This is a genomic window from Nocardia sp. NPDC049190 (assembly GCF_040648115.1).
Taxonomy (GTDB): Bacteria; Actinomycetota; Actinomycetes; order Mycobacteriales; family Mycobacteriaceae; genus Nocardia.
This window is the reverse complement of record NZ_JBEZDE010000002.1, coordinates 331,535-356,609: the sequence shown is the minus strand read 5'-3', so window position 1 is coordinate 356,609 and position 25,075 is coordinate 331,535. Positions and strand designations below refer to the sequence as shown.

Genomic DNA, 25,075 nt, shown 5'->3' with positions numbered 1-25,075 from the left:
CCGTCGCTGGCGCAGGGGCGCGACGGTCCTGACTTGACGGTGTAAAATCAGGCGTTACCGTGCAAGTATGAGCGAGCGAGTGAAGCCGGTTATCGACCGGAGTGCGGTGGACGAGTCCCGCTACGAGCAGCACGGGGGATTTCCGAAGGTCTCCCGCGCGCGGACCGGGCCCAACTTCGGCCCGTTCGTCGAGGCCATGCGGACGTTGCAAGATCTCGCGGTCTCGGTGGACGCGCCGGACACGGTATACGGTGACGCGCTCGCGAAAGCCCGTGAGTTGATCGATCTGCTCGAGCCCCATCGGGCGCCGGAGTTGCGGGGCCCCGCGGGCCGAGCCGTCGAACTGCCCGGACGGGGCAGCCTTCTGCTGCTGCCGTGGCAGGTTGTCGAAGCGGGGCCGGACGGCATCCGGATGACCGGAGAATTCCGCCGTTTTCATCTCGGCGGCAACGGCGCCGCGCACGGCGGCGTACTGCCGCTGCTGTTCGACGATCTGCTCGGAATGATCGTGCACTACGCGGGACGGCCGATCAGCCGCACGGCCTACCTGCACGTGAACTACCGGAAGATCACACCGTTGGAAACGCCGCTGACCGTTCGCGGGCGGGTGGACCGGATCGAAGGGCGCAAAACTTTCATCATCGCCGAATTGCTCGATGAGCAGGGCAATCTGCTCGCGGACTGCGAAGGGTTGATGGTCCAGTTGCTGCCCTGGCAGCCGTAGCCGGGTGAATGCGGGCGCGGGTGCGTATAGTTTCCCTCGCTCGTTCATTGAAACTGATCCGGAGGAACCTGAAAGTGGTTGCAGCACTGTCTGAATCCCTGCTCGACGACGCCAAGCGCACGGCATTCCTTGCCGATGCCGTCGAGGTTCTTGATGCCGAGGTCTCGGACAAGGGTGGTGCGTCCGGCCTGGCGGTGAAGGGCGGTTACGCGGCGGTCAAGAAGATCAGCCCGTCGATCGTGTCCGACGCGCTGGAGTCGTTGGCGCCCAAGCTGGTCGCGCAGTTGGAGCCGTTCTGGCAGGAATACGGCGCGTCGGGCGCGGGCACCTTCGCCGACCTGCTGGTCGCCAAGTCCGACGAGGTCGCCGAGGCGCTGCTCGCGGTGACCGACGCGCGTGCCGAGTCCTCCACCCGCCCCGCACTGCAGAAGGTCTACTCCTCGATGCGTTCCTCGGCGAAGAAGAACGTCATCGAGGCGCTTCCTCGGGTCGGCGACCTGATCCAGAAGCACGCCAACTGATTCGGTGCGGCGTCGGTCGCACATCGAGAGCGCGAACACGACTCGGCTCTCGATGTGCGCGCGCACGACGCCCCCGACGGTCCCCGGCCCGCACCGGGCTCCGTCACCATCGACCACCACCGTGCGAGTCTTGACGCCGTTCGTGGTCCGGCTCGCGGCCGGGCGACCGAAGCACAAGCGACCATAGTCGCGAGCCTCGGTCGCCAGCCGCGAGCCATCGAAGGGTCGCGAGTATGCGCTGCACGACAGACACCTCCTCCCAAGGGAGACTGCGCGGCCCCTGTCTGGGAGGCTGGAGCCGTGAACCCGTCAACAGCACAAGCGCAGGTCGTCGTGGACGAACTCGCGCGCGGGGGCGTACGGGACGTCGTCCTGTGCCCAGGCTCCCGGAATGCTCCGCTGGCCTTCGCCCTGCAGGCCGCCGACGCGGCCGGCCGGCTGCGGCTGCACATGCGGATCGACGAACGGACGGCCGGCTTCCTCGCCGTCGGGCTCGCCATCGCGAGCCGTCTTCCGGTTCCGGTCGTGATGACCTCGGGAACCGCCGTGGCCAACCTCGGACCTGCCGTGCTCGAGGCGAACTACGCGAGGGTGCCACTGGTGGTGCTCAGCGCCAACCGGCCCTACGAGATGCTCGGCTCCGGCGCGAATCAGACCGTCGAGCAGTTCGGCCTGTTCGGTAGTCAGGTGCGCGCCGCCATCTCGCTCGGCCTCGCCGAGGAGGAGGCGAGTGACGGCAACCACGCGTCTTACGGACACCAGAACAGCCAGTGGCGCTCGACCGTCTGTCGTGTGCTGGCGGCGGCCCGCGGCACTCGTTCCGGCAACGCGGGCCCGGTGCACTTCGACATTCCATTGCGTGAGCCACTGGTGCCCGATCTCGCGCCGAACGAGTCCACCCCAGCCGGCCGCGCGGGTGGGCATGCCTGGACCGAGACCCAGTACGCGACGCTGGACGTGCCACTCGACCTCGATCTCACCCCCGACACCGTGGTGATTTCCGGCCACGGTGCCGGACTGCGCCCGGAACTGGCGAATCTGCCGACCGTCGCCGAGCCCACCGCCCCCATGCACGGCCCAGCGCTGCACCCGCTCGTGTTGCCGCTGCTGAAGCCGCGGCAGGCGATCATCACCGGGCGCCCTACGTTGCACCGGCAGGTCTCGAAGGTGCTCGCCGATCCGGACGTTCGGGTGTACGCGCTCACTACCGGCCCGCGCTGGCCCGACGTGTCGGGCAACGTAGTGGGCACCGGGACGCGCGCGGTCACCAGCGGAACGCCCAGCGCCCGATGGCTTGCGCACTGCCGTGAGCTCGACGCGAAGGCCAATCAGGTGGTGCGCGCCGAACTCGCGCGTCATCCGAAGCCGACCGGACTGCACGTCGCGGCGGTCGTGATGGACGCGTTGCGTGCCGGCGACCAATTGCTGCTCGGCGCATCGAACCCGGTACGCGACGCCGCGCTGGTCTCGCCGCCGCGGCCGGGCGTCAGGGTGCTGTCGAACCGCGGTGTCGCAGGCATCGACGGCACGGTGTCCACCGCGGTCGGCGCCGCGCTCCACCATGAGGGCCGCACCATCGCGCTGATCGGCGACCTCACCTTCCTGCACGACGCGTCCGGTCTGCTGATCGGGCCCGGCGAACCGCGCCCCGCCGACCTGACCATCGTGGTCGCCAACGACGATGGCGGCGGCATCTTCGAGCTGCTCGAGCAGGGCGATCCGCAATACGCGGGCGTGTTCGAGCGGGTCTTCGGCACCCCGCACGGAATGGATCTGGCCGCGCTGTGCGCCGCCTACCGCATCCCGCACCGCCAGGTCGATCCGGAGCAGCTGGCCGGCGAACTCACCGGGCACGGGCACGGCATGCGGGTGCTCGAGGTAGCCACCGAGCGGTCGAGTTTGCGCGAACTACACGCGACGGTGCGGGCGAAGATCGCCTGACGAGACTCGACCGGTCAGTATTCGAGGTCGGCCTCGTCGTCGTCGAGCGGGACCGCAATCAACTGCTCGACCACGTCCGCCGGGTTCGCATCCCATTCTTTGCGCTCGATGAGCGCGAACTCGTCGCTGTCGTCCGGCCCGGATACGTCATCGAGGGTCACCGGCTCGTCCGGGTACGCGAGAACCGACTGCTCCGCGAGATCGGCCTCCGGGACCGCCTCCGTGATGGGGTCTGTCATCGTGCACTCCTCTCCGCGTAGTGCTCCCGATCGGGAACCCGGCGTGGCACGCACCATCGACCCGGGCACACCGAATCCGACAGCTTCGAGGATGCCCGCAGTGCGGCTCCGGGGCAACCATGTCCGCGTGTCGATCAGGGATCAGCTGCACTCGTGGCGGCGCCTCGGCGTCCGACACTAGCTTCAGCGCAGCAACCCGGGAACGACACGGTGGGCACCGGTGGATCCGTCGGTGACCCCTATTCCCCGTCCCGCTCGGCCGTTCCGTTCGCCGGGTGCTCCACCAGCGCCAGCGTGCGTCCCGCCATGAAGCGTGCGGTTCGTACCGGCGTTCCGGTACGCGTCACTTCACTGACTTCGACGACGCCGCGAGCGATCCGCACTTCGACCCGCCGCCCTGCCCGTGTCGCGACCACTTCATACGTGCGCGACCCGCCGCCGATATCGACAACGATCTCCACCCGATCGCCCTTCATCTACCAATTCTCGTCTTTACCAGCTGCTTTCGCTGCTACGAGTCGATAACGGTGGTGCTGGGCGGCTGTCGCAAGGGTCGATCGAGACGGCGCTGTCCCTCCGAGCGGAGCGATCACGTCGCATCGAAACGGTGGCCGGACGCAACGGATCCGCAGTGCTGTGTGTTTGCGCGCGCCCGATGTCGAGCCCGATCAGCGTTCAGGTCACCGGATGACGTCCAGCAGGTCCGGGCAGGTCATAGCGTGTTTGAATCAGACACGCCGGGTTTGAAGGCCGGCTGGGCCGCAGTAAATCTCGACGCGATTGGTCGGCGTGGCTACTCGGACCGATGAATTCTGTCGGGCTACCGCGTCTCACCAGGTGGAGATATCCCTGCCCTCAGGAGCCTCGATGAATCCCGAATTCGATTTCGAACCAGCCGCGACCGCGCTAGAGGCGGTGATCGGCGGCGTCACCGACGATCAGCTCAGCGGTCGGACGCCGTGTGCCGATACCACTGTGCGTGACCTGCTTGTCCACGTCGTCGACCTGACCGAGGCTTTTCGACAGGCTGCCACCAAAGAAGCGGTCGGTGGCTCCGTCGCGCCGAATTCGGCGCCGGCCATTCCGCTGGTGACCGACTGGCGCGACAGGATTCCCGCCCAACTGAAGGATCTCGTCTCCGCGTGGCGCGAACCCGCGGCATGGGACGGTGCTACCGAGGCGGGCGGCGTCTCGATGCCCGCCGCGGAGATGGCCCTGGTCGCACTGGACGAATTGGTCATCCACTGTTGGGACCTCGCCACGGCAACTGGGCAGCAACCTAGCTTTGCTGCTGCCGACCTCGCGGTACTCATCGAATTCTTGCGCGATACCCCGTCCGAAGGCACGCCGGGCCTGTTCGGCCCGGTGGTGCCGATCCCGGCCGATGCGCCTGTGCTGCACCGGATTCTGGGCCGTACCGGGCGCGATCCGGGCTGGATCGCCTAGCCCGCGTCGGATCGGACCGAGGTGCCGTTGACGTGTTTCACGACGACGGACGGTGTCCAGATCACTGCGCACCCACCGAACTCGGGTCACGTAGTTTGCTGGCAACCGTTTCCGTAGTGGTGACGAACACCCCGGCCCGCGCGGCGCACGTGGCGGCAGCGGCGGCGGCACAGATCGTCGTGTCGTCGATGGGGTCGCTGCTGGCGAGCAGGCGGTAGTAGAGCGGTCCGGAGACAGCGGACAGGACGGCTCGGGCATCGGTGCCGGGAGGAGCCTCGCCGCGGCGGATGGCGGCCGCGATGCAGGGAGCCCATTCCGTGAGTCGGACGTCGTAGAACCGGCGAAGCGCGGCGGCGGCGGTCTCGTCGCAGGTAGCGGCCGCGATGACGGCTCGAAACAGCCTCCCTTGGCGAGGGTCGGTCAGGGTCTCGGCGACCAGGCGGGCGTTGGTGGTGAGATCGGCGAGCAGTGTGCCGGTGTCGACGTGCGAAAGGGATTGTTCGGCCATGTCCGCCAGTAGATCGGTGACCAAGCCCGCCGGGGTGCGCCAGCGCCGGTAGACGGTGGTCTTGCCCACCTGGGCCGCGGCGGCGACCTCGCCCAGATCCAATGCGCCGAAGCCGCGTTCGGCAAGCAGATCGCCCGCGACGCGCAGCACTGCCGCGCGGATCCGCGCGGTCCGTCCGCCAGGGCGAACCGAACCGGGTGCGGCCTCGTCGTGATCCATAACGGGACTCCAGTTTCATTTAACGTTAGCGCGGGCGTATCGTCTCGGTGGTTAATGGAACAATAGACCCTTTAGGAGTTCTCATGGAGTACCGGCGGCTCGGCGCATCAGGTCTACTCGTCCCGGCCCTGAGCTTCGGCGCCGCCACCTTCGGCGGTCGCGGTGCATTGTTCGGCGCCTGGGGCGATACCGACGCCGAGCAGGCGCGGAGGTTGGTCGACATCAGTCTGGCGGCCGGCGTCACCATGTTCGACACGGCTGACGTGTATTCCGACGGAGCCTCCGAAGAAGTGCTCGGCGCCGCCATCAAGGGCAGGCGCGATCAGGTGCTGCTGTCCACCAAGGCGTCATTGCCGACCGGTCCCCGCCCTGTGGACGCCGGGTCGGGCCGGGCCAGGCTGATCGCGGCGGTGGAGGCTTCGCTGCGCAGGCTGGGCACCGATTACATCGACCTGTTCCAGCTGCACGCCTTCGACGCGGGAACCCCGGTGCACGAAGTCGTCACAGCCCTGGACGACCTGGTACGCGCGGGCAAGATCCGTTACGTCGGCGCGTCGAACTTCGCGGGCTGGCAGCTGATGAAATCCCTTGCCTTCGCCGACCGAAACGGTCTGACCAGGTATGTCGCGCATCAGGTCTACTACTCGCTGGTCGGGCGCGACTACGAGTGGGAACTCATGCCGCTCGGACGGGACCAGGGAGTCGGCGCGGTCGTCTGGAGTCCGCTCGGGTGGGGCCGGCTCACCGGCAGAATCCGTCGCGGCCACGCCCTTCCGGAAGGCAGCAGGCTGCACCAGACCGCCGAGGCAGGTCCGCCGGTGGACGACGAGAAGCTCTACGACGTCGTCGACGTCTTGGACGAACTCGCCGCCGAGACCGGAAAGACCGTGGCGCAGGTCGCCCTCAACTGGCTGCTGCGTCGCCCCACCGTCTCGACGGTCATCGTCGGCGCCCGCAACGAGGACCAGCTGCGCCAGAATCTCGGCGCCATCGGCTGGGAACTCGAAGCAGACCAGATCGCGCGTCTGGACAAGGCCGGCGCCACCACCCCGCCCTATCCGTACTACCCGTACTATCGCCTCGCCGACTTCGCTCGCCTGAACCCACCCGCGGTGTGAGCGAACCTGGTGTCACGCTCCGGCCACGACACGGTGAAACCGATCGAGATGAGTCGGCGGTCAGTCGGCGAAGTCAGTAGACATCGCGAACATAGCGTTTTTCGGCGATCAGCCGCTTCTTGAAAGCCAGAGCGGAGTCCTCGTCGAGCTTGCCGTGGACGCGAGCGATCTGCAGCAGGGTCTCGTCGACATCCTTGGCCATGCGTTCGGCATCTCCGCAGACGTAGAAGTGGGCGCCGTCGCGCAGCCAGGACCACAGTTCGCCACCGTGCTCGATCATGCGGTGCTGCACGTAGATCCGCTCCCGCTGGTCGCGGGAGAAAGCCAAGTCCAGGCGGGTCAGGAAGCCGGAGCGGAACATGTCCTCCAGTTCGGCGCGGTAGTAGAAGTTCTGTGCCGCATGCTGATCGCCGAAGAACAGCCAGTTCCGCCCGAGGCAGCCCAAGGCCCTGCGTTCCTGGAGGAAGCCGCGGAACGGCGCGATGCCGGTGCCCGGACCTACCATGATCATCGGCGTGCTCGGGTCGGCCGGCGGACGGAAGTGCGGCGCTCGCTGCAGAAAGATCGGCACCGCCGCGTCCGCGCGTCCCGCGCCCACTCGGTCGGCGAGAAACGTGGAGCACACCCCACCGCGCCGGGCGCCCGACCCGATGGCCCTCGGATCACCGTAGCGCACCACACCGACGGTCAGCTGTACCTCATCCGGGCTGACCAGCGGGCTCGACGAGATCGAATAGTGGCGCGGCTGCAGCTTCTTCAGCGTATCGAGCCACTCGACCAGGTCCGCGCGCACCGGGAAGTCCCGCAGCACATCGACCGCCTGGCGGTCCCACAGATAGTTCTCCAGCTCGTTCCGGTTGTCTTTGCGCAGCAGTTTGGCGAGCTGGTTGCTGTGATTGCGCTCGGCGAGAAACCCGAGCAAGTCATGGCTCACCCTGGTGATGTCGTAGTGCGCGTGCAGCGCCTCGGCGAGTGGCAACTCGTGGTGGTCGACCTCGATGATGCGGCGGCCGTCGAGCCCGGTGGCCGACAGCCACTCCGCGACGAGCGACGAGTTGTTCATCGGCCAGACGCCCAGCGAATCGCCCACCTGGTATCCGGCATCGAGCCCGCTGAGGTCGAACCCGAACTGGCGCACCTCTTTCGGCGAGCCCTTCGCGGACAACAGCTGGTTGCGTACCAGCGGAGCGCGTAGCGGCGCAGCGCGGGTGAACGGCGTGGACCGGATACGGGCGCGGTCGAGTATCGGGTCGGCGGCAGGTAGCTGCTCAGCGGTCACTACGCGGCGGCTCGCCGTGCGCCCGCCACCGTTTCCGGTCCGCACGGGGGGCTCGACTGGCGAGTCGCCCCGCTCATCGGACCGACCGTCGCCGAACGCGACGAGCACGTCTTCGAGCCAGTCCGCCGCCGCGTCCGCATAGTCCGGTTCGTTGTCGACGCGCGGTAGCAGCCTCGTCGCGCCGAGTTCGGCCAGCTTCTCGTCGAGTTTGCGACCATAGCCGCAGAAGTCGTCGAAAGCGGAGTCGCCGAGAGCGAACACCGCGTAACGCACACCGGTCAATCGGATCTCGGCTGTGGCCAGGCGATCCCAGAAATCGGTTCCGTTGTCGGGCGGACCTCCGTCGCCGAAGGTGCTACTGATCACCAGCACGTCACCGTTCACCGCGCTCAGTTCGCAGGAGTCCAGGTCGAGCAGCCTGGGGCGAAAGCCGCCTTCGGTGAGGCGCGCCGCTGCTCGCGCGGCGAATTCCTCCGCGGTGCCGGTCTGCGACGCCCACAGCACGGTGATCGCCTGCTCCCGCGCGTCGTTCACCGCGGACGTCGGCACTGCTGCGCGCGAATACATTCCGGCGAGCAGCCCATCGATCCACACTTTGCCGCGCGCGGAAATCGGCGCCGATTCCGGAAGCACCGGCTGGCCGGACACCGTAATCGAGTGCAGCGCGGCGAGATACCCGCTCAGGTAGACGCGCTCGGTCTCGCCCAGCGTGGGTGGTGTGGCGCCGTCGAGTCCGAGCACGGCCGCCAAAGGGTGCGCTGAGGACGCGTATGTAGACGCGGCTGGGGCGTCGGGCACAGTCGTGACCTGCCGCAAAGCCACGGCGCATGCCTTGAACTCGGGCTGGAGTGACGCCGGGTCGACCGCGTCATTGGTGACCGCGTTGATGGTCAGGTACTCGCCCTGCTCGTCGTTCCAATGGAACGGGGCGAAGCAATCGCCCGGACGAACCCGGTCGCTCACCTCGACGGGCAACACAGCCCGACCGCGGCGCGAGGCGATCTCGAGCTGATCACCCGCGCGCAGACCGAGTCGTTCGGCATCGGCGGGATGCACCTCGACGAACGGAGCGCCGGTCAGTCTGCTCAGCTTGTCGATCTTTCCGGTCTTGGTCATCGTGTGCCACTGATGCTGCAGGCGACCGGTGTTGAGCAGGAACGGGTAGTCGTCGTCCGGCATCTCTTCCGGCAGCATGTGCGGACGCGGCCAGAACACCGCGCGGCGGGTCGGCGTGGCGAACGCGAGCCGGGGCCGATGCCCGTTCGCGTCGACAAACAGCTCCTGGCTGACACCGTCGTTGCGGTATCTGATCGGGTTGCGCCTGCGTTCGGGCTCCGCACACGGCCACTGCATCGGCCCCGCGCGCAGCGCTGCATAACTCACGCCGCGCAAGTCGTAGCCGGTCGCGGGATTCGCGAATTGTTGTATCTCGGCGAAGACTTCTGCGCTGGAGGCGAAGTGGAAACCAGGAAACCCCATGGCGGTAGCGATGTCGGCGATTATCCGCCAATCCGGTCGCGCAGCGCCGATCGGCGGGACCGACTGTTGCAGCAGGGTCAGATTGCGTTCCGAATTCACCATTACCGCATCGGATTCCGCCCACAATGTGGCGGGCAGCAGCAGGTCGGCGTAGGCGTTGGTCGCGGTATCGGTATAGGCGTCCTGGACGATCACCAGTTCGGCTTCCTCCAAGCCCGCGATCACCTGTCGCCGATTCGGCACGGTGGCAACGGGATTGGTGCAGATGATCCAGGCCGCTCGGATCTCTCCCGTCGTCATCGCGCGGAACATGTCGATCGTTCCCGGCCCGGCCTCGGTGCGCAGTGTCCCCGGTTCGAGGCCCCACGCGGTCTCGACGAACTCACGATCGGCGGGGGACAGGAGGCTGCGTTGGCCGGGCAGCCCCGGCCCCATGTAACCCATTTCGCGTCCGCCCATGGCATTCGGCTGCCCGGTGAGTGAGAACGGGCCGCTGCCGGGACGACAGATGGCGCCGGTGGCCAGGTGCAGGTTGCACAGCGCGTTGGTGTTCCAGGTGCCGTGCGTGGACTGATTGAGTCCCATCGTCCACAGCGACATCCACTCGCCGGCCGCGCCGATCCACCGTGCGGCGGTGCGGATGTCGGATTCGGCGAGTCCGGTGATCTCGGCGACCCGCTGTGGCGGATAGTCGGCCAGGAACTGCGGCATCGCTTCCCAGCCTTCGGTGTGCTCGGCGATGAACTCCGCATCGATGTCGCCATTCGTGACCAGCAGGTGCAGCAGTCCGTTGAGCAAGGCGAGATCCGTGCCCGGCGCGATCTGCAGGAAGAGGTCGGCTCGGACGGCGGTATCGGTGCGGCGCGGGTCGACCACGATCAGTTTCGCCCCCGCCGCGAGCCGTTCGGCCATCCGCAGGAACAGGATGGGATGGCAGTCGGCCATGTTCGCGCCGATCACGAAGAACAGGTCCGCGTGCTCGAAGTCGTCATAAGAGCCAGGCGGCCCGTCCGCGCCGAGCGACTGCTTGTACCCGGTCCCCGCGCTGGCCATGCACAACCTGGAGTTCGCCTCGATGTGCACCGTCCGCAGGTACCCCTTGGCCAGCTTGGTCGCGAGGTACTGCGCCTCCAGCGACATCTGTCCGGAGACATACAGCGCGATCGCGTCCGGACCGTGCTCGTCCAGGATCGCCCGGAGCCGGGTCGCCGCCTCGTGTACCGCGTGGTCGACCGGAAACGGCGCCGGGACCTGACCACGCTCGGAACGCCGGTAGGCGGTCTGCATGCGTCCGGTGCTGCGCATCAACTCGGCGTGCGTCGCTCCCTTGGTGCACAGTTTGCCGGCGTTGGCCGGGTGTAGTTTGTCGCCGGATACCTTGGCGATCACCGGGGTACCGGCGTTGCCGGGGGCGGTCTGCACCGTGATTCCGCAGCCGACGCCGCAGTACGAGCACGCCGTACGGGCGGTGCCGCCGCTACGGCTGGTCAGTGCGTCGGACATGCCTCCGATCATGCTGACCGCCGATTGCGCGGAATTTACCGCGCGTTAGCGGCAGGTGACATTCCGCCGCACAGCCGCACCGTTCGTCCGTGAGGTGTGACGGGGGTCGCCGGCTCAGCCGAGTTTGTACGCTCGATGCAGGGCCACGATGCCGCCGGTGAGGTTACGCCACTGCACCGACGCCCACCCGGTGGCCGCGATCCGCATCGCGAGTTGGCGCTGATTCGGCCAGGCACGGATGGATTCGGCCAGGTAGACGTAGGCGTCCGGATTGCTGCTCACGGTGCGCGCTACCACAGGCAGTGCCTTCATCAGGTACTCCATGTAGACCGTGCGTAACACCGGGAAGGTCGGGGTGGAGAACTCGGACACCACCAGCCTGCCGCCGGGCTTGGTGACCCGCAGCATCTCGCGGAGCGCGAGATCGGCGTCGACGATATTGCGCAGCCCGTAGGAGATGGTCACCGCGTCGAACGAGTCGTCCGCGAACGGCAGCGCCGTCGCGTCGGCCGCTACCATCGGCACCCTGCGGAACTGCCCGGCGGCCAACATGCCCTGCGAGAAGTCGGCGGCCAGGCACCACGCGCCGGATTTCTGCAGCTCCAGCGTGGACACACCGGTGCCGGCCGCCAGGTCGAGCAGACGCTCACCCGGCCGTGGCGCGAGCGCCTTGCGGGTCGCCCGACGCCAGTAGCGATCCTGACCACCGGAGATAATGGTGTTGGTCAGATCGTATCGCCGTGCGACACCGTCGAACATCGACGCGACCTCGTGCGGCCGCTTGTCCAGTGAGGCCCGATGCGATTGCGTTTTCGCCACGCCACTGACCCTAACTTGCTCCCCGAGACGTACCCAGCGTGGCATGAAGATCGTGACCGCGCGATCGCGGAACGAGCGGTGTTCAGGCTGTATGCGGCAACCGAATCCGTGCCCCGGTCACCTCGGCGTAGTGCCCCATCAGCTCGGTACAGATGGCCGGCCAGGTCCGCGACAACACCGACTTCCGCGCAGCCCCCGCGAATTTGGTGCGCAGGGCCGGATCATGCAATGCCGCGACGGCGCTGGGCAGCAGCTCACAGAAGCGGTCGATGGGGAGGAGGTAGCCGTTGCGGCAGTGCGCGATCAGGTCGCGCGGCCCGCCCGCGTCGGGGCCGATCACCGGAACGCCCGAGGCCAGCGCCTCCTGCACGCCCTGGCAGAACGTCTCGTGCTCACCCGCGTGCACCATCACGTCCAAGCTCGCGTACGCCCTGGCCAAGTCGTCGCCGCCGAGCTCGCCGGTGAATACGGCGTCGGGCATCAGACGGGTCAGTCGGCGGCGCTCCGGCCCTTCTCCGACGATCACCAGCTGGATGTCGGAATCGGCGGCGAGCACCGCCAGTCGCTCGACGTGCTTCTCCGGCGCGAGTCGCCCCACAAAGCCGACCAGCAACTTCGCCTGCCCGCGCCGCCAGGCGTCGCGCCGCGCCGCGGACCTGGCCGACGGTGTGAAGCGCGCGATGTCCACGCCGCGGCCCCATCGGTGGACGCGGGGGATGCCGTGCCCGGCCAGGTCCTCGACGGCGGCCCGGGAGGGTGCGAGGGTGCGGGTGGCGCCCTCGTGGATGCGTCGGGTCCATCCCCACGCCGCCCGGCTCGCCAGCCCCAGCCCGTAACTTTTGGCGAACCCGGCGACATTGGTCTGGTAGACCGCCACCGTCGGCAGATCCAAGCGCAGCGCAGCGCCGAGACCGCCGGCGCCGAGCAGGAACGGCGATGCCAGGTGCACCACGTCGGCGTCGAAGTCGGCGATGGCCGAGACGATGCCCGGCTCCGGCAGTCCGACCGGCAACGAGCTGATCTTCGGCACGTTCACCGCGGGCACCCGGTACACCGGGAAGCGTCCATGTCCGCGCGGGGCGGGGCGGAGTCCGCGCGGCGTGTCCGGCGCGATGACCATCGCGTCGTGCCCGTGCCGGTCCAGGTGCTCGAGCACCCGCAGCACCGAGTTGGCAACGCCGTTCATATTCGGCAGAAACGACTCCGCAACGATCGCTACACGCACCTTCCCAGGCTGACCTGCACAAGGCGCTGGGCCGTCACACCGGCGTGAAGAACGCGGAAAGTTCCGGCGAACTGTCGGGGACGTCAGACCGCCGGCACGAGTCTGCGTTTGTACGCGCGGGTGAGCAGCACCAGCGCCGGAAGCGTGAGCACCCAGACCACGACGATGACCGACAGAGCCGGTGGGATCGCGACGCGCACGTCGCGGCCTTCCACCCGCACCAGGTCGGGATCACTGCGGTTGTACTCCACGCGGATGCGCTCACCCGCGGTGAGGTTGGTCGGATACAGGACGCCGACCTTGGGATTATGTGTCTCGCCGTCGGGTGTGACGTACATGACCGCCGAGCGCAGCCGGCCCGCCGACAGCACCTCGGCGGTGGTGCTGCCTTTGTCGGAGCTGATCAGATAGTCGTTGCGCCACGCGGCCAGCACCAGCAGTCCGACCAGCACGCTGACCACCGTCGCTGCGGTCAGCACCCCGATCCTGGCCCGCCGCAGACGGATCGACCGCCGCGTGGACTCGCTGGTTTCCGACACCGCCACAGGCTACCGGCTGGACTACGGTGGCGGCCATGTCCCGAAAATTCCGCTTCACCGTGCCTTATACCGTCCCGGTCGAAGAGCTCCACCGGGCAATCACCACCGACGACGCTTGGCAGACGCGCTTCGCCGTGGCCGAGACGGCGACCCTCGATCTGTCGCATCCCGACGGCGCCGACTCCATTCGCATCCACATGACCGAAAAGGCCCCGGACGACAAGATTCCGGGCCTCGTGCGCAAGGTGCTCACGAGCGAGCTGACCTTCTCCCGCGTCGACAACTGGCAGCCGCTCGACGGCGCCGTGGCCAAGGGCACCTTCGAGATCACCACCGGCGGAATCAACACCGAGATGTCCGGGACCTACGAGATGCGTCCCACCGCAGAAGGTTCCGAGATCGAGGTGATCGGCAGCGTGCGGGTCAAAGTTGCTCTGGTCGGTAAAGCCATAGAGCCACTCGCCGAGAAACTGCACCGGAGGGTGCTGGCGGGCGAGTGCCACTCCATCGAGGAGTGGTTGGCCGCCCGGCCCGACGCCTGAGCGGCCCGAGACGCACCAGTCGCCCGCAACGGCCCGTCGGCGAAGCCGTACCGGATGCCTGCCACGCAGATCAGGCGAAGTCCCCCGGGGAGAACTCCTTCGGCTCCACCAGCACCAGCCAGTTCCCGGAGTTGTCCCGAATGATCGCCTCGATCCCGTAGGGCCGATCGGCGGGCGGCTGGATGAACTCCACTCCTTTGGCGGTGAGTTCCTCGAAGGTCTTCTGGCAGTTCTCGGTCCGCAGGCCGAGTGAGCCGTGCGTGCCGCTGGCCAGCGCGCGCCGAACCGCATCGGCGTAGTTCTCGTCCAGCGGCGGGCCGGGGAGCATCAGCGTGATCTCCAGCTCCGGGTGCGCGGGATGCGCGACGGCGACCCAGCGGAAGCCGTTGTCGCCCATCATGACATCGGCGGTCTCGACGAATCCGAGCTTGTCGATATACCACTGTTTGGCTGCGTTCTGATCCGTGACATACACCGTGACCAGGGAGACATTCGTAATTGTCGTCATGCGACCAGGCTAGGGCGGGCGCCGAAGCGCGGGCTTCTCCGAAATTGCGGTGTTGTGCCTCAGGCGGGGCGGTGCTGGCTCAGGTGGGGCGCTTGCGATCCGACAAGCCGTGCATGAACACGAAGCAGCCGGGAATCCGAGGGGCGCCGTCGGCGAACTTCGCCTGGTACTGCGAGGGAGTAACCCCGACCAGCTGCCGAAACTTGCTGCTGAATGAGCCGAGGCTGCTGTACCCGACCACCATGCACACTTCGGTGACGGTCAGGTTGGTCGCCCGCAGCAGATCCTGTGCGCGCTCGATGCGTCGCTCGGCCAGATACGCGGCGGGGGTCGATCCGTAGACCGCGGCGAAGGCGCGCAGGAAGTGGTATTTGGACACGCCGGCGGCCGCGGCCAGCTCGGTCAGGTTCAGTGGTTGCGCGTAATGGCGGTCGGCGAGGTCCTTGGCGCGGCGCAGGTGTGGAAGCAGCGACAGCGCCGGTCGGCCCGGCATCGATTGTCCGTCCGTCACACCCACCGCAACTCCTAGGCGAATGGCTGCAGTTCGTCGAAGCGCATGGACCCGCGTCCCGCGGTGCGCCAGGCCCGCGCGGTCAGGTCCACGTCCTCGTCGGTCACCAGGTTGCCCATCACGCGCACCGCCGTACGTTGCAGATACTTCGAGCGCATCACGGGGGGACCGGCCAGCGGAACAACCCGGGGGTGGGTGGCCAGGCCCGCGATTCTGCGGGCGACGGAGAAGCTGCGCCCGTAACGCGCCCGCAGCAACTGCGGCCAGATACTCGTGAAATCCGGCTCGTCCAGCAGTTCGGCCAGCATATGGCCACCTTCGAGGCCGTAATCGATGCCTTCACCGTTGAGCGGGTTCACGCAGCCCGCGGCGTCGCCGACCAGCACCCAGTTACGTCCGGCGACATGCGACACCGCGCCGCCCATGGGCAGCAGCGCCGACGCCACCGCACGCAGCGAGCCTTCGAAGTGCCACTCCGCTCGGCGCAGCGAGGTGTAGTGCTCGAGCAGCGGTTTCAGCGCGATGTGCGACGGTCGCTGCTCGGTCGCCAGCGACCCGACACCGATATTGACCTCGCCGTTGCCGAGTGGAAAGACCCAGCCGTATCCGGGGACCAGTCGACCGGCGGCGTCGCGCAATTCCAGATGCGAGCTGATCCACGGGTCGTCGCTGCGGCCGGACTTGATGTAGGCCCTGGCCGCGGTGCCGTAGGCGTACTGCCGGTGCCACGTCCGGCCGAGTAGCCGCCCGACCGGTGAGCGCACGCCATCGGCGACCACCAACATCCGACACGCGATCGTTCGCGCGCCGTCGGCCGTGCGTACCGTCACCCCGGTGACCCGGTCGTCCGCGCGGGTGACATCGACCACCTTTGTGCCGTCGAGCATCCGTGCGCCGGACTTCACCGCGGTCTCGCGTAGCTTGTCATCGAGTTCGGTTCGCGGAATGGCACTTCCGTACGTCGGAAAGGAACCGCCCGGCCAACGCAGCAGGGCCTCGCGGCCGAAACCGGTCATCCGCAGGCCGTGGTTGACGGTGTGTGCGCGCACCCAGTCGCCGAGGTCGAGATGCTCCAGTTCGGCGGTCGCGCGCGGGGTCAGGCCATCACCACAGGTCTTGTCCCTCGGGAAGACAGCCGAGTCGATGAGCAGTACGTCCCGACCCGCTCGAGCGGCCCAGGCTGCCGAGGCCGAACCGGCCGGGCCCGCACCGACGACCAGCACTTCGGCCCGGGTGGGCAACGCGCCCCGGTTGCCGCCTGCGGGAGTGACTTCCGGTGAACCCATGGGCTCAATACTCGCAGGGCAGTCTCGGCGGTGTCGACGGCGGTCGCACCTGGGCGATCGACGATCACGAACAACGCTGCGCGGAATCGTGGGATCGCCCGCAGAGTGACGGTGTTCATGGGCCATCGGACGGGGACACGCTAGGTTCTCTACCGTGGGGTCGGACGCATCGCTGGGAGAAGAAATGAGCACATCGGCCATGAGCGAGCGAAGCGAGCGAATCATGAACACAGCGCGCGGCAGGTACGACGGAGGCGAGCATCAGCGCGCCGGCGTCGGGAGCGACGTGAGCACGGTGGTGGCCGGGGTCGATCTAGGTGACATCGAGCTTGCCGCGACAGTGCGCGACGGCATGGGCAAAGTCGAGAAGCTCCTGGTCGACGAGCTGTCCGATGGCGAGGAGTTCCTGCAGGAAGCCGCCCTACATCTGGCCAAAGCGGGCGGCAAGCGGTTCCGGCCGCTATTCACGATCCTGACCGGACAACTCGGGCCGCGCCCCACCGATCCCGCATTGATCACGGCGGGCACCGTGGTCGAATTGGTACACCTGGCCACGCTCTACCACGACGACGTGATGGACGAGGCGTCGATGCGCCGCGGCGCATCGAGCGTGAACGCGCGCTGGGGCAATAACATTGCCATTCTGGCGGGGGATTACCTGTTCGCACACGCCTCCCGACTCACATCGACGCTCGGCCCGGACGCGGTGCGCATCATCGCCGAGACCTTCGCCGAACTGGTCACCGGTCAGATGCGTGAGACCATGGGCGCCCGCGAATCCCAGGACCCGGTCGAGCACTACCTGCGCGTGGTCTGGGAGAAGACGGGTTCGCTGATCGCCGCCGCCGGACGGTTCGGCGGCACCTTCTCCGGGGCCGACATCGAGCACATCGAGCGGCTGGCCCGCCTCGGTGACGCGGTCGGCACCGCCTTCCAGATCTCCGATGACATCATCGACATCTCCTCGGCCTCCGAGCAGTCCGGCAAGACCCCCGGCACCGACCTGCGCGAGGGCGTGCACACCCTGCCGGTGTTGTACGCGCTGCGCGACGAGGGCGGCGAGGGCGACCGCCTGCGCAAATTACTCGCCCACCCGCTGCAGACCGACGACGAGGTCGCGGAGGCGCTCGAGTTGCTCGCCCGCTCCCGCGGCATGGCGCTTGCCAAAGCCAAGCTGCAGGACTATGCCGATATCGCGTACGCCGCGCTGTCCGCGCTGCCCGCGGGACCGGCCAACACCGCGCTCGAGAAGCTGGTCCGCTACACCATCGAACGCGTCGGATAACGGCACAACTCACAGCGAACCCGCCCTGTGGTCAGGAACCTTGTTCGGTCTCCTGTCGTTGACCTGGTGTAGAGCAATTGACGAGACGCTGGCGCACAGAGAGTCGAGCCCAGGCTCGGCGCGACAACTGATTTCGTGAGCACATGGGTAACTCGTCGGGTACACGCGGAAGTCGACCAGGAATTCGACGTAGGACCTGTGACCAAGTTTCGCGGCGCCGACCTGTATGGCTGAAGACGCGGAGAGGCGGATAAGCATGCACGGGCACGCGTTGGGGAATGGACTGAAGACCTTCGGGCTGATGGTGGGGCTCTCGGCGTTGATCGTGTTCGCCGGTGCGATGTTCCGCAGCCCGACGATCCTGATCATCGCGATCCTGCTGGCTGTGGGTATGAACGCGTACGCGTACTTCAACAGCGACAAGATCGCGTTGAAGGCTATGCACGCACAGCCGGTCAGCGAGCTGGAGGCGCCGGTGATCTACCGAATCGTGCGCGAACTGGCTACCGCGGCGCGCCAGCCGATGCCGCGGCTCTACATCAGCCCGACCAACGCGCCCAACGCGTTCGCTACCGGCCGCAGCCCGCGTCACGCCGCGGTGTGCGTTACCAGCGGCATTCTGCAGATCCTCGACGAGCGAGAATTGCGCGCCGTGCTGGGCCACGAGCTCTCGCACGTCTACAACCGCGACATCCTGATCTCCTCGATCGCGGGTGCGCTCGCGGCCGTCATCTCCGGTCTGGCCAATCTGGCCTTCTTCGCGTCCATGTTCGGCGGTAACCGCAATGGCGAGGGTCCGAACATCCTGGGTGTGCTCCTGGTGTCGCTGCTCGGCCCGATTGCCGCGACCCTGATCAGGCTCGCCGTCTCCCGCTCGCGCGAGTATCAGGCCGACCGATCCGGCGCCGAACTCACCGGTGACCCGCTGGCTCTCGCCGCCGCCCTGCGCAAATTGGAGCGCGGCGTGCAGGCCGCTCCCTTGCCGCCGGAGCCACAGCTGACCGCGCAGTCGCACCTGATGATCGCCAACCCGTTTCGTGCGGGCGAGCGGGCGGCGCGGTGGTTCTCCACGCACCCGCCGATGGCCGAGCGCATCACCCGCCTGGAGGAAATGGCGGGTGGTCCGCACCGCTAGGTGAAATCCGCGGGTTCGGCGGTCAGCGGTAGTTGACGAACTGGAGCGCGATGCCGAAATCCTCGCCCTTCAGCAGTGCGATGATGGCCTGCAAATCGTCGCGCTTCTTACTGCTCACCCGCAGTTCGTCGCCTTGGATCTGTGCCTTGACGCCCTTGGGGCCTTCGTCGCGGATCTTCTTGGAGATCTTCTTCGCATGCTCGGCATCGATCCCCTGGACCAGCGAACCGGTGATCTTGTACACCTTGCCGGACGCGGCGGGGTCGCCCGCGTCGAACGCCTTCAGTGAGATGTCGCGGCGAATCAGCTTCTCTTTGAACACCTCCAGCGCGGCCTTTACGCGTTCCTCCGCCTCGGCGGTGAGCACGATCTTGTCCTCACCGGACCATTCGATCGTGGCGCCGGTGCCACGGAAGTCATAGCGGGTGTTCAGCTCCTTCTCCGCCTGATGCAGGGCGTTGTCGACCTCCTGTCGGTCGACCTTGCTCACAACATCGAAAGACGAATCAGCCACGCTGCGCTCCTGTCCTGACGGTCCGAACGGGTCACCACAACCGGATGCTTCCGGCCATCGTCAAGTTCTACCCGGAGAGCCGACGTTAGTCGCCCGGCATGGCCGATAGCCAGCCGGTTTGCATTAAGGGTGCCAGTTCGATGTATTCTGCTCAGCGCGCAGAACAAAGCGCAAAAGGCAGGTTGCCCGAGCGGCCAATGGGAGCAGACTGTAAATCTGTCGGCGAGAGCCTACGTAGGTTCGAATCCTACACCTGCCACTTCGTTCACTGGGTGAGCCCTGTACGCAGAAAGCGCGTACAGGGCTCACTTCGTCATTTCTTGTGGGGGTGCGACCCCCACGCCCCGCCCGGCGGGGCTTCGCCCCCCGGACCCCCTCCGCTGATTGCGTTGACGGCGGAAGTCAACACATGAATCGATCGGCGGGGAGTGCGAGCGGTGGCCATGGAGGTTCGTCACGCTTGTGCTCGCACTCGGGGTGGTCATCGGATGTTTGTCTGTGATCGGCACTGGTCGAGCGGTGGGATACCGGTTGCGCGCGGGATCGCCCGCTTTGCATGATCGCCCTCTTTGTGGGACCGACGCGCCTCGTGACGCAAAGTCTCACAACGCCCGCACGCCACAAACTCTCACATCGCGCGCACACCGCGAGTCTCACAACGCACACGAACACCACAACCTCGCCGAATGCACCTGCGCAACCCACCCGGCGCGAGTCTCACGGCGCGAACCCGCCGCGCCCGCGCGGCCGACCAGCACAACGCATTTGCCCTTCTGACCACGCGGTTTGGTGGTGAGACCGGTGAGTGTGTAATCTCGTCCAAGACTTCACCGCGCTGAGGTCGAGTGTTCGGGGCTCGGTGCGGATGTAGTCATGCCCCCTTAGCTCAGTCGGCAGAGCGTTTCCATGGTAAGGAAAAGGTCAACGGTTCGATTCCGTTAGGGGGCTCGCCGGATTGCCGGTGGTGACCGACTCGGCATCGCTCCCGTAGGTGCGGGGTTGGGCCGGGTTGGTCGTGGGACCACGGCAATGCGACGCCGTGGCGGTGTAGCTCAGTCGGTAGAGCAAACGACTCATAATCGTTGTGTCGCCGGTTCAAGTCCGGCCATCGCTACCACAACCGATTAAGCCCATCAGGTACCGGAAAGAAGGCATATCGTGGCCGCGAAGTCCACCGATGTCCGGCCAAAGATCACCTTGGCCTGCGAGCAGTGCAAGCACCGCAACTACATCACCAAGAAGAACCGGCGTAACGACCCGGATCGGCTGGAGCTGAAGAAGTTCTGCCCGAACTGTGGCACGCACCGGGCGCACCGCGAATCCCGCTAGTCCTCTACGCGTGAACTACCGCGTGGTGGAGTGCCGGGAGTCGCATCCCGGTTATCTCGGGCCGTGATATCGCGAGGGCCGGACATTAGTCCGGCCCTGACGCATTTTCACGGTGTGGGTGCGGTGGTGAGCGCTCCGCAGACTCCGGGCGACGGGGTCAGATAGGTACAGTCCTCCCGTGACAATCAACACCGGTACAGACGAAGCGGTCCAGACGGGCGAGGCGTTCGATCCAGCGGCCCACGCCGCGGCGATGGTCGGTCACCACTACCGCGTCGACGACTACTACGAGGTCGGCCGCGAGAAGGTGCGCGAATATGCCCGCGCCGTGCAGGACTACCACCCGGTGCACTGGGACGAGGACGTCGCGCAGGAGTACGGCTACGACAACCTGCTGGCACCGGTCACCTTCATCTCCCTGGTCGGGATTCTGGCCCAGCGCAAGCTGTTCGAACAGGTGGTCACCGGCTACGACCTCAGTCAAATTCTGCAGACCGACCAGATCCTCGAGCTGCACCGGCCGATCAAGGTCGGCGACCAGCTGACCTGTGATGTCTACCTGCACTCGTTCCGGCAGGCCTTCGGCGGCGACATCATCGTCACCAAGAACATCGTCACCGCGCAGAACGACGAACTGGTGCTCACCACCTACACCACGCTCGTCGGTCGCAGCGGCGGCGATATCGACCCCAACCTCAACGCGGCTGTCCGCAACGTACTCATGCACGGCATCGGTGAAGAGGCGCCGCAACACCACCCGCGCAGTACGCCGCCCGCCGCCGAGCCGCCCGTGCCGGTCACCACCGCCCCCGCGGTTGTGCCCACCAAGCGTGCGCTCCGCCTCGAGGACGTCTCGGTCGGCGACGAATTGCCTCCCCGGACGGTTCGTCTGACCCGCGGCGATCTGGTGAACTACGCGGGCGTCTCCGGCGACGCGAATCCGATCCACTGGAGCGATGAGGTCGTCAAGTTGGTCGACCTGGACGACGTCGTCGCACACGGCATGCTCACCATGGGGCTCGGCGGCGGTTTCGTCACCGCGTGGCTCGGCGATCCCGGTGCGGTGAAGGAATACAACGTCCGCTTCACCAGCCCGGTCTATGTGGGTGTCGACGAGGCTGCCGAGGTCGAGTACACCGGTAGGGTGAAGTCGGTTGATCCGGAGACCAAGACGGCGGTCGTCGCCATCGTGGCGAAGTCGGCCGGAAAGCGGATCTTCGGGCGCGCGACGGCGACGGTGCAACTGGCCTGACCTGGTCGGGCGACCCTGATTGGCTAATGCCGCGGCCGGTAACGTACACTCAGATTTCTGGGGTCACCAGCCGCTGCGCGCTGCTCTGTAGGGCTGGTTCCAGGCGGTCCGCGAGGATCGCCAACGGGGCCGGCAACTGCCGGAGTAGCGCGCGTGTTGTGTGACACCCGGACACAACTGAATATCGAACAGTGGTAGGACAGCAACACGGTCCGACCGAAGGGGCGTAGCTCAATTGGCAGAGCAGCGGTCTCCAAAACCGCAGGTTGCAGGTTCAAGTCCTGTCGCCCCTGCCCTGGATGCCAGCGACGAGAGAGGATCGACGTGAGCGAGCGTAGCGAGCGAGCTATTGGCACAGCGCGCATCACGCACGCCGACGACGAGCGCAGCGAGGAGAAGGCGTGAGCGACGAGCGGGACATTCGCCACGGCGCGCATGGCGCCGATGACGGCGATGGCACCGCCGCAGCGAACCGGCCGAGCGGCAAGCGGTCCGCCCGGCGGACCCGCTCTGCGTCGTCCTCACACACCGACACGGGTGTGCTCGCCACACTCGATCGTCCGTCCGGGAAAGCAACCAAGACAACCGATCGGGCCGAACGCAAGAAGTCGGGTAATCCGTTCAAGCGTTTGATCAGGTTCTTGCGTGAGGTCATCGCGGAACTGCGCAAGGTGATCTGGCCCAACCGGAAGCAGATGGTCACCTATACGAGCGTTGTTCTGGTGTTCGTGATTTTCATGGTCGCGTTCATCAGCGGGTTGGATCTGGCGTTCATCAAGGGTGTCAACTGGCTGTTCGGCTAGCTGAACGACGCCGATAGCCGATCCCGGGGCGGACACAGGCGGAAGGACTTTCGCCGCGCGCCCGGCCCGGCACGCAGAGGATGTACGTGACGACACAGGAAGCGAGTGCCCCAGTGAGCACCCCGGAGAACGACACACACGACGAGTTCCCGGTCGACGACGCGGTGGCCGAGTCCAGCGACGCCGTCGAGGAGTCTGTGGCCGACGAACCCGTGGTCGAGGAATCGGAGCCCGCTGAGCCCGTCGCCGCTCCGGTCGATGCGGAGCCGGCCGATCCCGTTGCCGAGATGAAGTCCGCGCTGCGACGCGCCCCCGGCGACTGGTACGTCATCCATTCCTACGCGGGCTACGAGAACAAGGTGAAGGCCAACCTCGAGACCCGGGTGCAGAACCTGGACCTCGAGGACTACATCTTCCAGGTCGAGGTGCCGACCGAAGAGGTCACCGAGATCAAGAACGGTCAGCGCAAGCACGTCAACCGCAAAGTGCTGCCCGGCTACATCCTGGTGCGGATGGAGCTCAACGACGAGTCATGGGGCGCGGTGCGCAACACCCCCGGCGTCACCGGATTCGTCGGCGCTACCTCGCGCCCCTCGCCGCTATCCATCGACGACGTGGTGAAGTTCCTGGTACCGGCCGCCCAGCAGCAGAAGAAGCCCGCGGTCGCCGCCGCTACCGGCGCCGAGACCGCTGGCGACATCGCGCCGAAGCCGACCATCGAGGTGGACTTCGAGGTCGGCGAGTCGGTGACCGTGATGGACGGTCCGTTCGCCACGCTGCCGGCCAGCATTTCCGAGGTCAACGCCGAGCAGCAGAAGCTCAAGGTGCTCGTATCGATCTTCGGTCGCGAGACCCCGGTCGAGCTGGCATTCACCCAGGTCGCGAAGATCTAGATCCGTTCTTTCACCGGCCGGGCGAGTCCGCCCGGTCGAAGATCGCCACACCACGACTTGCAAAGAGCAAGGACAACAAACACCTAGGAAAGAAAGATGCCCCCCAAGAAGAAGAAGCTCGCCGGGATCATCAAGCTCCAGATCCAGGCCGGCCAGGCGAACCCGGCCCCTCCGGTCGGTCCCGCGCTCGGTCAGCACGGCGTCAACATCATGGAGTTCTGCAAGGCGTACAACGCGGCGACCGAGTCGCAGCGTGGCACCGTCATCCCGGTCGAGATCTCGGTGTACGAGGACCGGTCCTTCGACTTCAAGTTGAAGACTCCGCCCGCCGCCAAGCTGCTGCTCAAGGCCGCCGGCGTGCAGAAGGGGTCGGCCGAGCCGCACCGCAACAAGGTCGCCAAGGTGACCATGGATCAGGTGCGCGAGATCGCCAAGACCAAGCAGGAAGATCTGAACGCCAACGACATCGAGCAGGCGGCCAAGATCATCGCGGGTACCGCGCGCTCGATGGGTATCACCGTCGAGGGCTGAGTTCCGCCACGGAACACGGCACGGGCCCCACAGCTCCGGTGGGAGGGTCGGCCAGACCCGATAACCACTTCTGAACCGATTGAACAGGACAGAGAATCATGGCAAAACGAAGCAAGGCGTATCTCGCCGCGGCCGAAAAGGTCGATCGCACGACGCTCTACTCCCCGCTGGCCGCCACGCGCCTGGCGAAGGAGACCGCCACCACCAAGACCGACGCGACCGTCGAGGTCGCCGTGCGTCTCGGTGTGGACCCGCGCAAGGCGGACCAGATGGTCCGCGGCACCGTGAACCTGCCGCACGGCACCGGTAAGACCGCCCGTGTGATCGTGTTCGCGGCCGGCGAGAAGGCCGCCGAGGCCGAGGCCGCCGGTGCGGACGCGGTCGGCGCCGAGGACCTGATCGAGCGGATCCAGGGTGGCTGGCTGGACTTCGACGCCGCGATCGCCACCCCGGACCAGATGGCCAAGGTCGGACGCATCGCGCGTGTCCTCGGCCCGCGTGGTCTGATGCCGAACCCGAAGACTGGCACGGTCACCAACGATGTGACCAAAGCCGTCAACGAGATCAAGGGCGGCAAGATCAACTTCCGGGTCGACAAGCAAGCCAACCTGCACTTCGTCATCGGCAAGGCGTCCTTCGACGACGCCAAACTGGTGGAGAACTATGGTGCCGCGCTGGATGAGATCCTGCGTGTCAAGCCGTCGACCGCCAAGGGCCGCTACGTCAAGAAGGTGACGGTCTCGACGAACACCGGACCGGGCATCCCGGTGGACCCGAACCGCACCCGCAACCTCCTCGACGAGGACGCGTAAGCAGCACTCGAGCATCACCGCAACGGCGGGAACGCGCATCGCGTTCCCGCCGTTGCGTGTTCGCGGACTAATCCCGCCGGCAGGTGGCAGACCTGCCTGCGGGTGGATTGCCCA

The 25,075-nt window shown here is 66.8% G+C and carries 25 protein-coding genes and 4 tRNA genes; 18 read left to right on the top strand and 11 right to left on the bottom strand.

Translation table 11 applies throughout. The features are described 5' to 3' along the window. The first annotated feature begins 67 nt into the window (after positions 1 to 67). From AB0B25_RS03520 to menD, 3 genes are all read left to right on the top strand, one after another. Positions 68 to 724, top strand: a complete 657-nt coding sequence (locus tag AB0B25_RS03520; protein ID WP_357174030.1) for a PaaI family thioesterase — start codon at positions 68 to 70, stop codon at positions 722 to 724. A gap of 74 nt (positions 725 to 798) precedes the next feature. Next, on the top strand, positions 799 to 1,245 hold the full coding sequence (locus tag AB0B25_RS03515) for a hypothetical protein (protein WP_357174027.1): 447 nt from the start codon (positions 799 to 801) through the stop codon (positions 1,243 to 1,245). A 300-nt stretch (positions 1,246 to 1,545) separates the two neighbouring features. Continuing rightward, entirely contained in the window at positions 1,546 to 3,186 is a 1,641-nt protein-coding gene (menD, locus tag AB0B25_RS03510; protein ID WP_357174024.1) for a 2-succinyl-5-enolpyruvyl-6-hydroxy-3-cyclohexene-1-carboxylic-acid synthase, read from the top strand. 14 nt (positions 3,187 to 3,200) lie between these two features. Here menD and AB0B25_RS03505 read toward each other — a convergent pair whose 3' ends face one another. Together AB0B25_RS03505 and AB0B25_RS03500 are read right to left on the bottom strand one after the other, a co-directional pair. Continuing rightward, the gene (locus AB0B25_RS03505; protein WP_357174021.1) at positions 3,201 to 3,425 is read right to left on the bottom strand and encodes a hypothetical protein; all 225 of its coding nucleotides are present in this window, start codon (positions 3,423 to 3,425) and stop codon (positions 3,201 to 3,203) included. A gap of 239 nt (positions 3,426 to 3,664) precedes the next feature. Further along, positions 3,665 to 3,901 carry a hypothetical protein gene (locus AB0B25_RS03500; protein WP_357174019.1) on the bottom strand — a complete coding sequence of 79 codons (237 nt, stop codon included), beginning with the start codon at positions 3,899 to 3,901 and terminating at the stop codon, positions 3,665 to 3,667. Between the two features lie 391 nt (positions 3,902 to 4,292). Between AB0B25_RS03500 and AB0B25_RS03495 the strand changes: the two genes are divergently transcribed. Continuing rightward, positions 4,293 to 4,871: a TIGR03086 family metal-binding protein gene (locus tag AB0B25_RS03495; RefSeq protein ID WP_357174016.1), complete on the top strand. Its 579-nt coding sequence runs from the start codon at positions 4,293 to 4,295 to the stop codon at positions 4,869 to 4,871. Positions 4,872 to 4,932: 61 nt separating this feature from the next. On the opposite strand, the gene AB0B25_RS03490 is transcribed toward AB0B25_RS03495, so the two are convergent. Next, a complete protein-coding gene (locus AB0B25_RS03490; RefSeq protein ID WP_357174013.1) occupies positions 4,933 to 5,598 on the bottom strand; it encodes a TetR/AcrR family transcriptional regulator in 666 nt (221 codons plus the stop codon). Positions 5,599 to 5,681: 83 nt separating this feature from the next. Between AB0B25_RS03490 and AB0B25_RS03485 the strand changes: the two genes are divergently transcribed. Next, positions 5,682 to 6,716 (top strand): aldo/keto reductase, encoded by a 1,035-nt coding sequence (locus AB0B25_RS03485; RefSeq protein ID WP_357174011.1) that lies wholly within the window; start codon positions 5,682 to 5,684, stop codon positions 6,714 to 6,716. A 73-nt stretch (positions 6,717 to 6,789) separates the two neighbouring features. On the opposite strand, the gene AB0B25_RS03480 is transcribed toward AB0B25_RS03485, so the two are convergent. The 4 genes from AB0B25_RS03480 to AB0B25_RS03465 all read right to left on the bottom strand — a co-directional run bounded on the left by AB0B25_RS03480 (position 6,790) and on the right by AB0B25_RS03465 (position 13,560). Then, positions 6,790 to 10,977, bottom strand: a complete 4,188-nt coding sequence (locus AB0B25_RS03480) for a bifunctional nitrate reductase/sulfite reductase flavoprotein subunit alpha (protein WP_357174008.1) — start codon at positions 10,975 to 10,977, stop codon at positions 6,790 to 6,792. Positions 10,978 to 11,091: 114 nt separating this feature from the next. Then, entirely contained in the window at positions 11,092 to 11,841 is a 750-nt protein-coding gene (locus AB0B25_RS03475) for a demethylmenaquinone methyltransferase (RefSeq protein WP_357174005.1), read from the bottom strand. A gap of 37 nt (positions 11,842 to 11,878) precedes the next feature. Continuing rightward, a complete protein-coding gene (locus AB0B25_RS03470; RefSeq protein ID WP_357173999.1) occupies positions 11,879 to 13,021 on the bottom strand; it encodes a glycosyltransferase family 1 protein in 1,143 nt (380 codons plus the stop codon). 83 nt (positions 13,022 to 13,104) lie between these two features. Continuing rightward, complete coding sequence (locus tag AB0B25_RS03465) at positions 13,105 to 13,560, bottom strand: DUF3592 domain-containing protein (RefSeq protein ID WP_357173996.1); 456 nt, start codon at positions 13,558 to 13,560, stop codon at positions 13,105 to 13,107. 35 nt (positions 13,561 to 13,595) lie between these two features. On the opposite strand from AB0B25_RS03465, the gene AB0B25_RS03460 reads away from it, so the two are divergent. Continuing rightward, positions 13,596 to 14,102, top strand: a complete 507-nt coding sequence (locus tag AB0B25_RS03460; RefSeq protein WP_357173993.1) for a DUF2505 domain-containing protein — start codon at positions 13,596 to 13,598, stop codon at positions 14,100 to 14,102. Between the two features lie 70 nt (positions 14,103 to 14,172). On the opposite strand, the gene AB0B25_RS03455 is transcribed toward AB0B25_RS03460, so the two are convergent. The 3 genes from AB0B25_RS03455 to AB0B25_RS03445 form a co-directional block, all read right to left on the bottom strand. Next, positions 14,173 to 14,610, bottom strand: coding sequence for a VOC family protein (locus AB0B25_RS03455; protein ID WP_357173990.1), 438 nt, complete (start codon positions 14,608 to 14,610; stop codon positions 14,173 to 14,175). 79 nt (positions 14,611 to 14,689) lie between these two features. Continuing rightward, on the bottom strand, positions 14,690 to 15,103 hold the full coding sequence (locus AB0B25_RS03450; RefSeq protein WP_357174170.1) for an AraC family transcriptional regulator: 414 nt from the start codon (positions 15,101 to 15,103) through the stop codon (positions 14,690 to 14,692). A 32-nt stretch (positions 15,104 to 15,135) separates the two neighbouring features. Further along, entirely contained in the window at positions 15,136 to 16,407 is a 1,272-nt protein-coding gene (locus AB0B25_RS03445) for a geranylgeranyl reductase family protein (protein WP_357173987.1), read from the bottom strand. 199 nt (positions 16,408 to 16,606) lie between these two features. Here AB0B25_RS03445 and AB0B25_RS03440 point away from each other — a divergent pair, with 199 nt between their 5' ends. Both AB0B25_RS03440 and htpX read left to right on the top strand, forming a co-directional pair. Then, positions 16,607 to 17,692 carry a polyprenyl synthetase family protein gene (locus AB0B25_RS03440; protein ID WP_357173984.1) on the top strand — a complete coding sequence of 362 codons (1,086 nt, stop codon included), beginning with the start codon at positions 16,607 to 16,609 and terminating at the stop codon, positions 17,690 to 17,692. A 256-nt stretch (positions 17,693 to 17,948) separates the two neighbouring features. Next, the gene (gene htpX / locus AB0B25_RS03435) at positions 17,949 to 18,827 is read left to right on the top strand and encodes a zinc metalloprotease HtpX (RefSeq protein ID WP_357173981.1); all 879 of its coding nucleotides are present in this window, start codon (positions 17,949 to 17,951) and stop codon (positions 18,825 to 18,827) included. 22 nt (positions 18,828 to 18,849) lie between these two features. On the opposite strand, the gene AB0B25_RS03430 is transcribed toward htpX, so the two are convergent. After that, complete coding sequence (locus AB0B25_RS03430; RefSeq protein WP_357173980.1) at positions 18,850 to 19,341, bottom strand: YajQ family cyclic di-GMP-binding protein; 492 nt, start codon at positions 19,339 to 19,341, stop codon at positions 18,850 to 18,852. A gap of 176 nt (positions 19,342 to 19,517) precedes the next feature. On the opposite strand from AB0B25_RS03430, the gene AB0B25_RS03425 reads away from it, so the two are divergent. The 10 genes from AB0B25_RS03425 (at position 19,518) to rplA (ending at position 24,961) form a co-directional block, all read left to right on the top strand. Further along, a tRNA-Tyr gene (locus AB0B25_RS03425) sits at positions 19,518 to 19,600 on the top strand. Positions 19,601 to 20,216: 616 nt separating this feature from the next. Beyond that, positions 20,217 to 20,289, top strand: a tRNA-Thr gene (locus AB0B25_RS03420). 93 nt (positions 20,290 to 20,382) lie between these two features. Beyond that, positions 20,383 to 20,458 (top strand) — tRNA-Met (locus AB0B25_RS03415). 41 nt (positions 20,459 to 20,499) lie between these two features. After that, positions 20,500 to 20,670: a 50S ribosomal protein L33 gene (gene rpmG, locus AB0B25_RS03410; protein ID WP_011211653.1), complete on the top strand. Its 171-nt coding sequence runs from the start codon at positions 20,500 to 20,502 to the stop codon at positions 20,668 to 20,670. A 184-nt stretch (positions 20,671 to 20,854) separates the two neighbouring features. Continuing rightward, the gene (locus AB0B25_RS03405) at positions 20,855 to 21,922 is read left to right on the top strand and encodes a fused (3R)-hydroxyacyl-ACP dehydratase subunits HadA/HadB (RefSeq protein WP_357174169.1); all 1,068 of its coding nucleotides are present in this window, start codon (positions 20,855 to 20,857) and stop codon (positions 21,920 to 21,922) included. Positions 21,923 to 22,142: 220 nt separating this feature from the next. After that, positions 22,143 to 22,215 (top strand) — tRNA-Trp (locus tag AB0B25_RS03400). Between the two features lie 108 nt (positions 22,216 to 22,323). Continuing rightward, positions 22,324 to 22,725, top strand: coding sequence for a preprotein translocase subunit SecE (secE, locus tag AB0B25_RS03395; RefSeq protein ID WP_357173977.1), 402 nt, complete (start codon positions 22,324 to 22,326; stop codon positions 22,723 to 22,725). 113 nt (positions 22,726 to 22,838) lie between these two features. Beyond that, positions 22,839 to 23,618 (top strand): transcription termination/antitermination protein NusG, encoded by a 780-nt coding sequence (nusG, locus tag AB0B25_RS03390; RefSeq protein ID WP_357174166.1) that lies wholly within the window; start codon positions 22,839 to 22,841, stop codon positions 23,616 to 23,618. Between the two features lie 96 nt (positions 23,619 to 23,714). Beyond that, positions 23,715 to 24,149 carry a 50S ribosomal protein L11 gene (gene rplK / locus AB0B25_RS03385; protein ID WP_357080423.1) on the top strand — a complete coding sequence of 145 codons (435 nt, stop codon included), beginning with the start codon at positions 23,715 to 23,717 and terminating at the stop codon, positions 24,147 to 24,149. A 98-nt stretch (positions 24,150 to 24,247) separates the two neighbouring features. Continuing rightward, a complete protein-coding gene (gene rplA, locus AB0B25_RS03380) occupies positions 24,248 to 24,961 on the top strand; it encodes a 50S ribosomal protein L1 (protein ID WP_357080420.1) in 714 nt (237 codons plus the stop codon). Positions 24,962 to 25,075 lie beyond the last annotated feature (114 nt).

Bases quoted from the DNA above. Each gene is read 5' to 3' on its own strand.
- AB0B25_RS03520 (WP_357174030.1), top strand. From the start codon at position 68: ATGAGCGAGCGAGTGAAGCCGGTTATCGACCGGAGTGCGGTGGACGAG.
- AB0B25_RS03505 (WP_357174021.1), bottom strand. From the start codon at position 3,425: ATGACAGACCCCATCACGGAGGCGGTCCCGGAGGCCGATCTCGCGGAG.
- AB0B25_RS03500 (WP_357174019.1), bottom strand. From the start codon at position 3,901: ATGAAGGGCGATCGGGTGGAGATCGTTGTCGATATCGGCGGCGGGTCG.
- AB0B25_RS03495 (WP_357174016.1), top strand. From the start codon at position 4,293: ATGAATCCCGAATTCGATTTCGAACCAGCCGCGACCGCGCTAGAGGCG.
- AB0B25_RS03490 (WP_357174013.1), bottom strand. From the start codon at position 5,598: ATGGATCACGACGAGGCCGCACCCGGTTCGGTTCGCCCTGGCGGACGG.
- AB0B25_RS03485 (WP_357174011.1), top strand. From the start codon at position 5,682: ATGGAGTACCGGCGGCTCGGCGCATCAGGTCTACTCGTCCCGGCCCTG.
- AB0B25_RS03480 (WP_357174008.1), bottom strand. From the start codon at position 10,977: ATGTCCGACGCACTGACCAGCCGTAGCGGCGGCACCGCCCGTACGGCG.
- AB0B25_RS03475 (WP_357174005.1), bottom strand. From the start codon at position 11,841: ATGCCACGCTGGGTACGTCTCGGGGAGCAAGTTAGGGTCAGTGGCGTG.
- AB0B25_RS03460 (WP_357173993.1), top strand. From the start codon at position 13,596: ATGTCCCGAAAATTCCGCTTCACCGTGCCTTATACCGTCCCGGTCGAA.
- AB0B25_RS03455 (WP_357173990.1), bottom strand. From the start codon at position 14,610: ATGACGACAATTACGAATGTCTCCCTGGTCACGGTGTATGTCACGGAT.
- AB0B25_RS03450 (WP_357174170.1), bottom strand. From the start codon at position 15,103: ATGCCGGGCCGACCGGCGCTGTCGCTGCTTCCACACCTGCGCCGCGCC.
- AB0B25_RS03445 (WP_357173987.1), bottom strand. From the start codon at position 16,407: ATGGGTTCACCGGAAGTCACTCCCGCAGGCGGCAACCGGGGCGCGTTG.
- AB0B25_RS03440 (WP_357173984.1), top strand. From the start codon at position 16,607: ATGAGCGAGCGAAGCGAGCGAATCATGAACACAGCGCGCGGCAGGTAC.
- htpX (WP_357173981.1), top strand. From the start codon at position 17,949: ATGCACGGGCACGCGTTGGGGAATGGACTGAAGACCTTCGGGCTGATG.
- rplK (WP_357080423.1), top strand. From the start codon at position 23,715: ATGCCCCCCAAGAAGAAGAAGCTCGCCGGGATCATCAAGCTCCAGATC.
- rplA (WP_357080420.1), top strand. From the start codon at position 24,248: ATGGCAAAACGAAGCAAGGCGTATCTCGCCGCGGCCGAAAAGGTCGAT.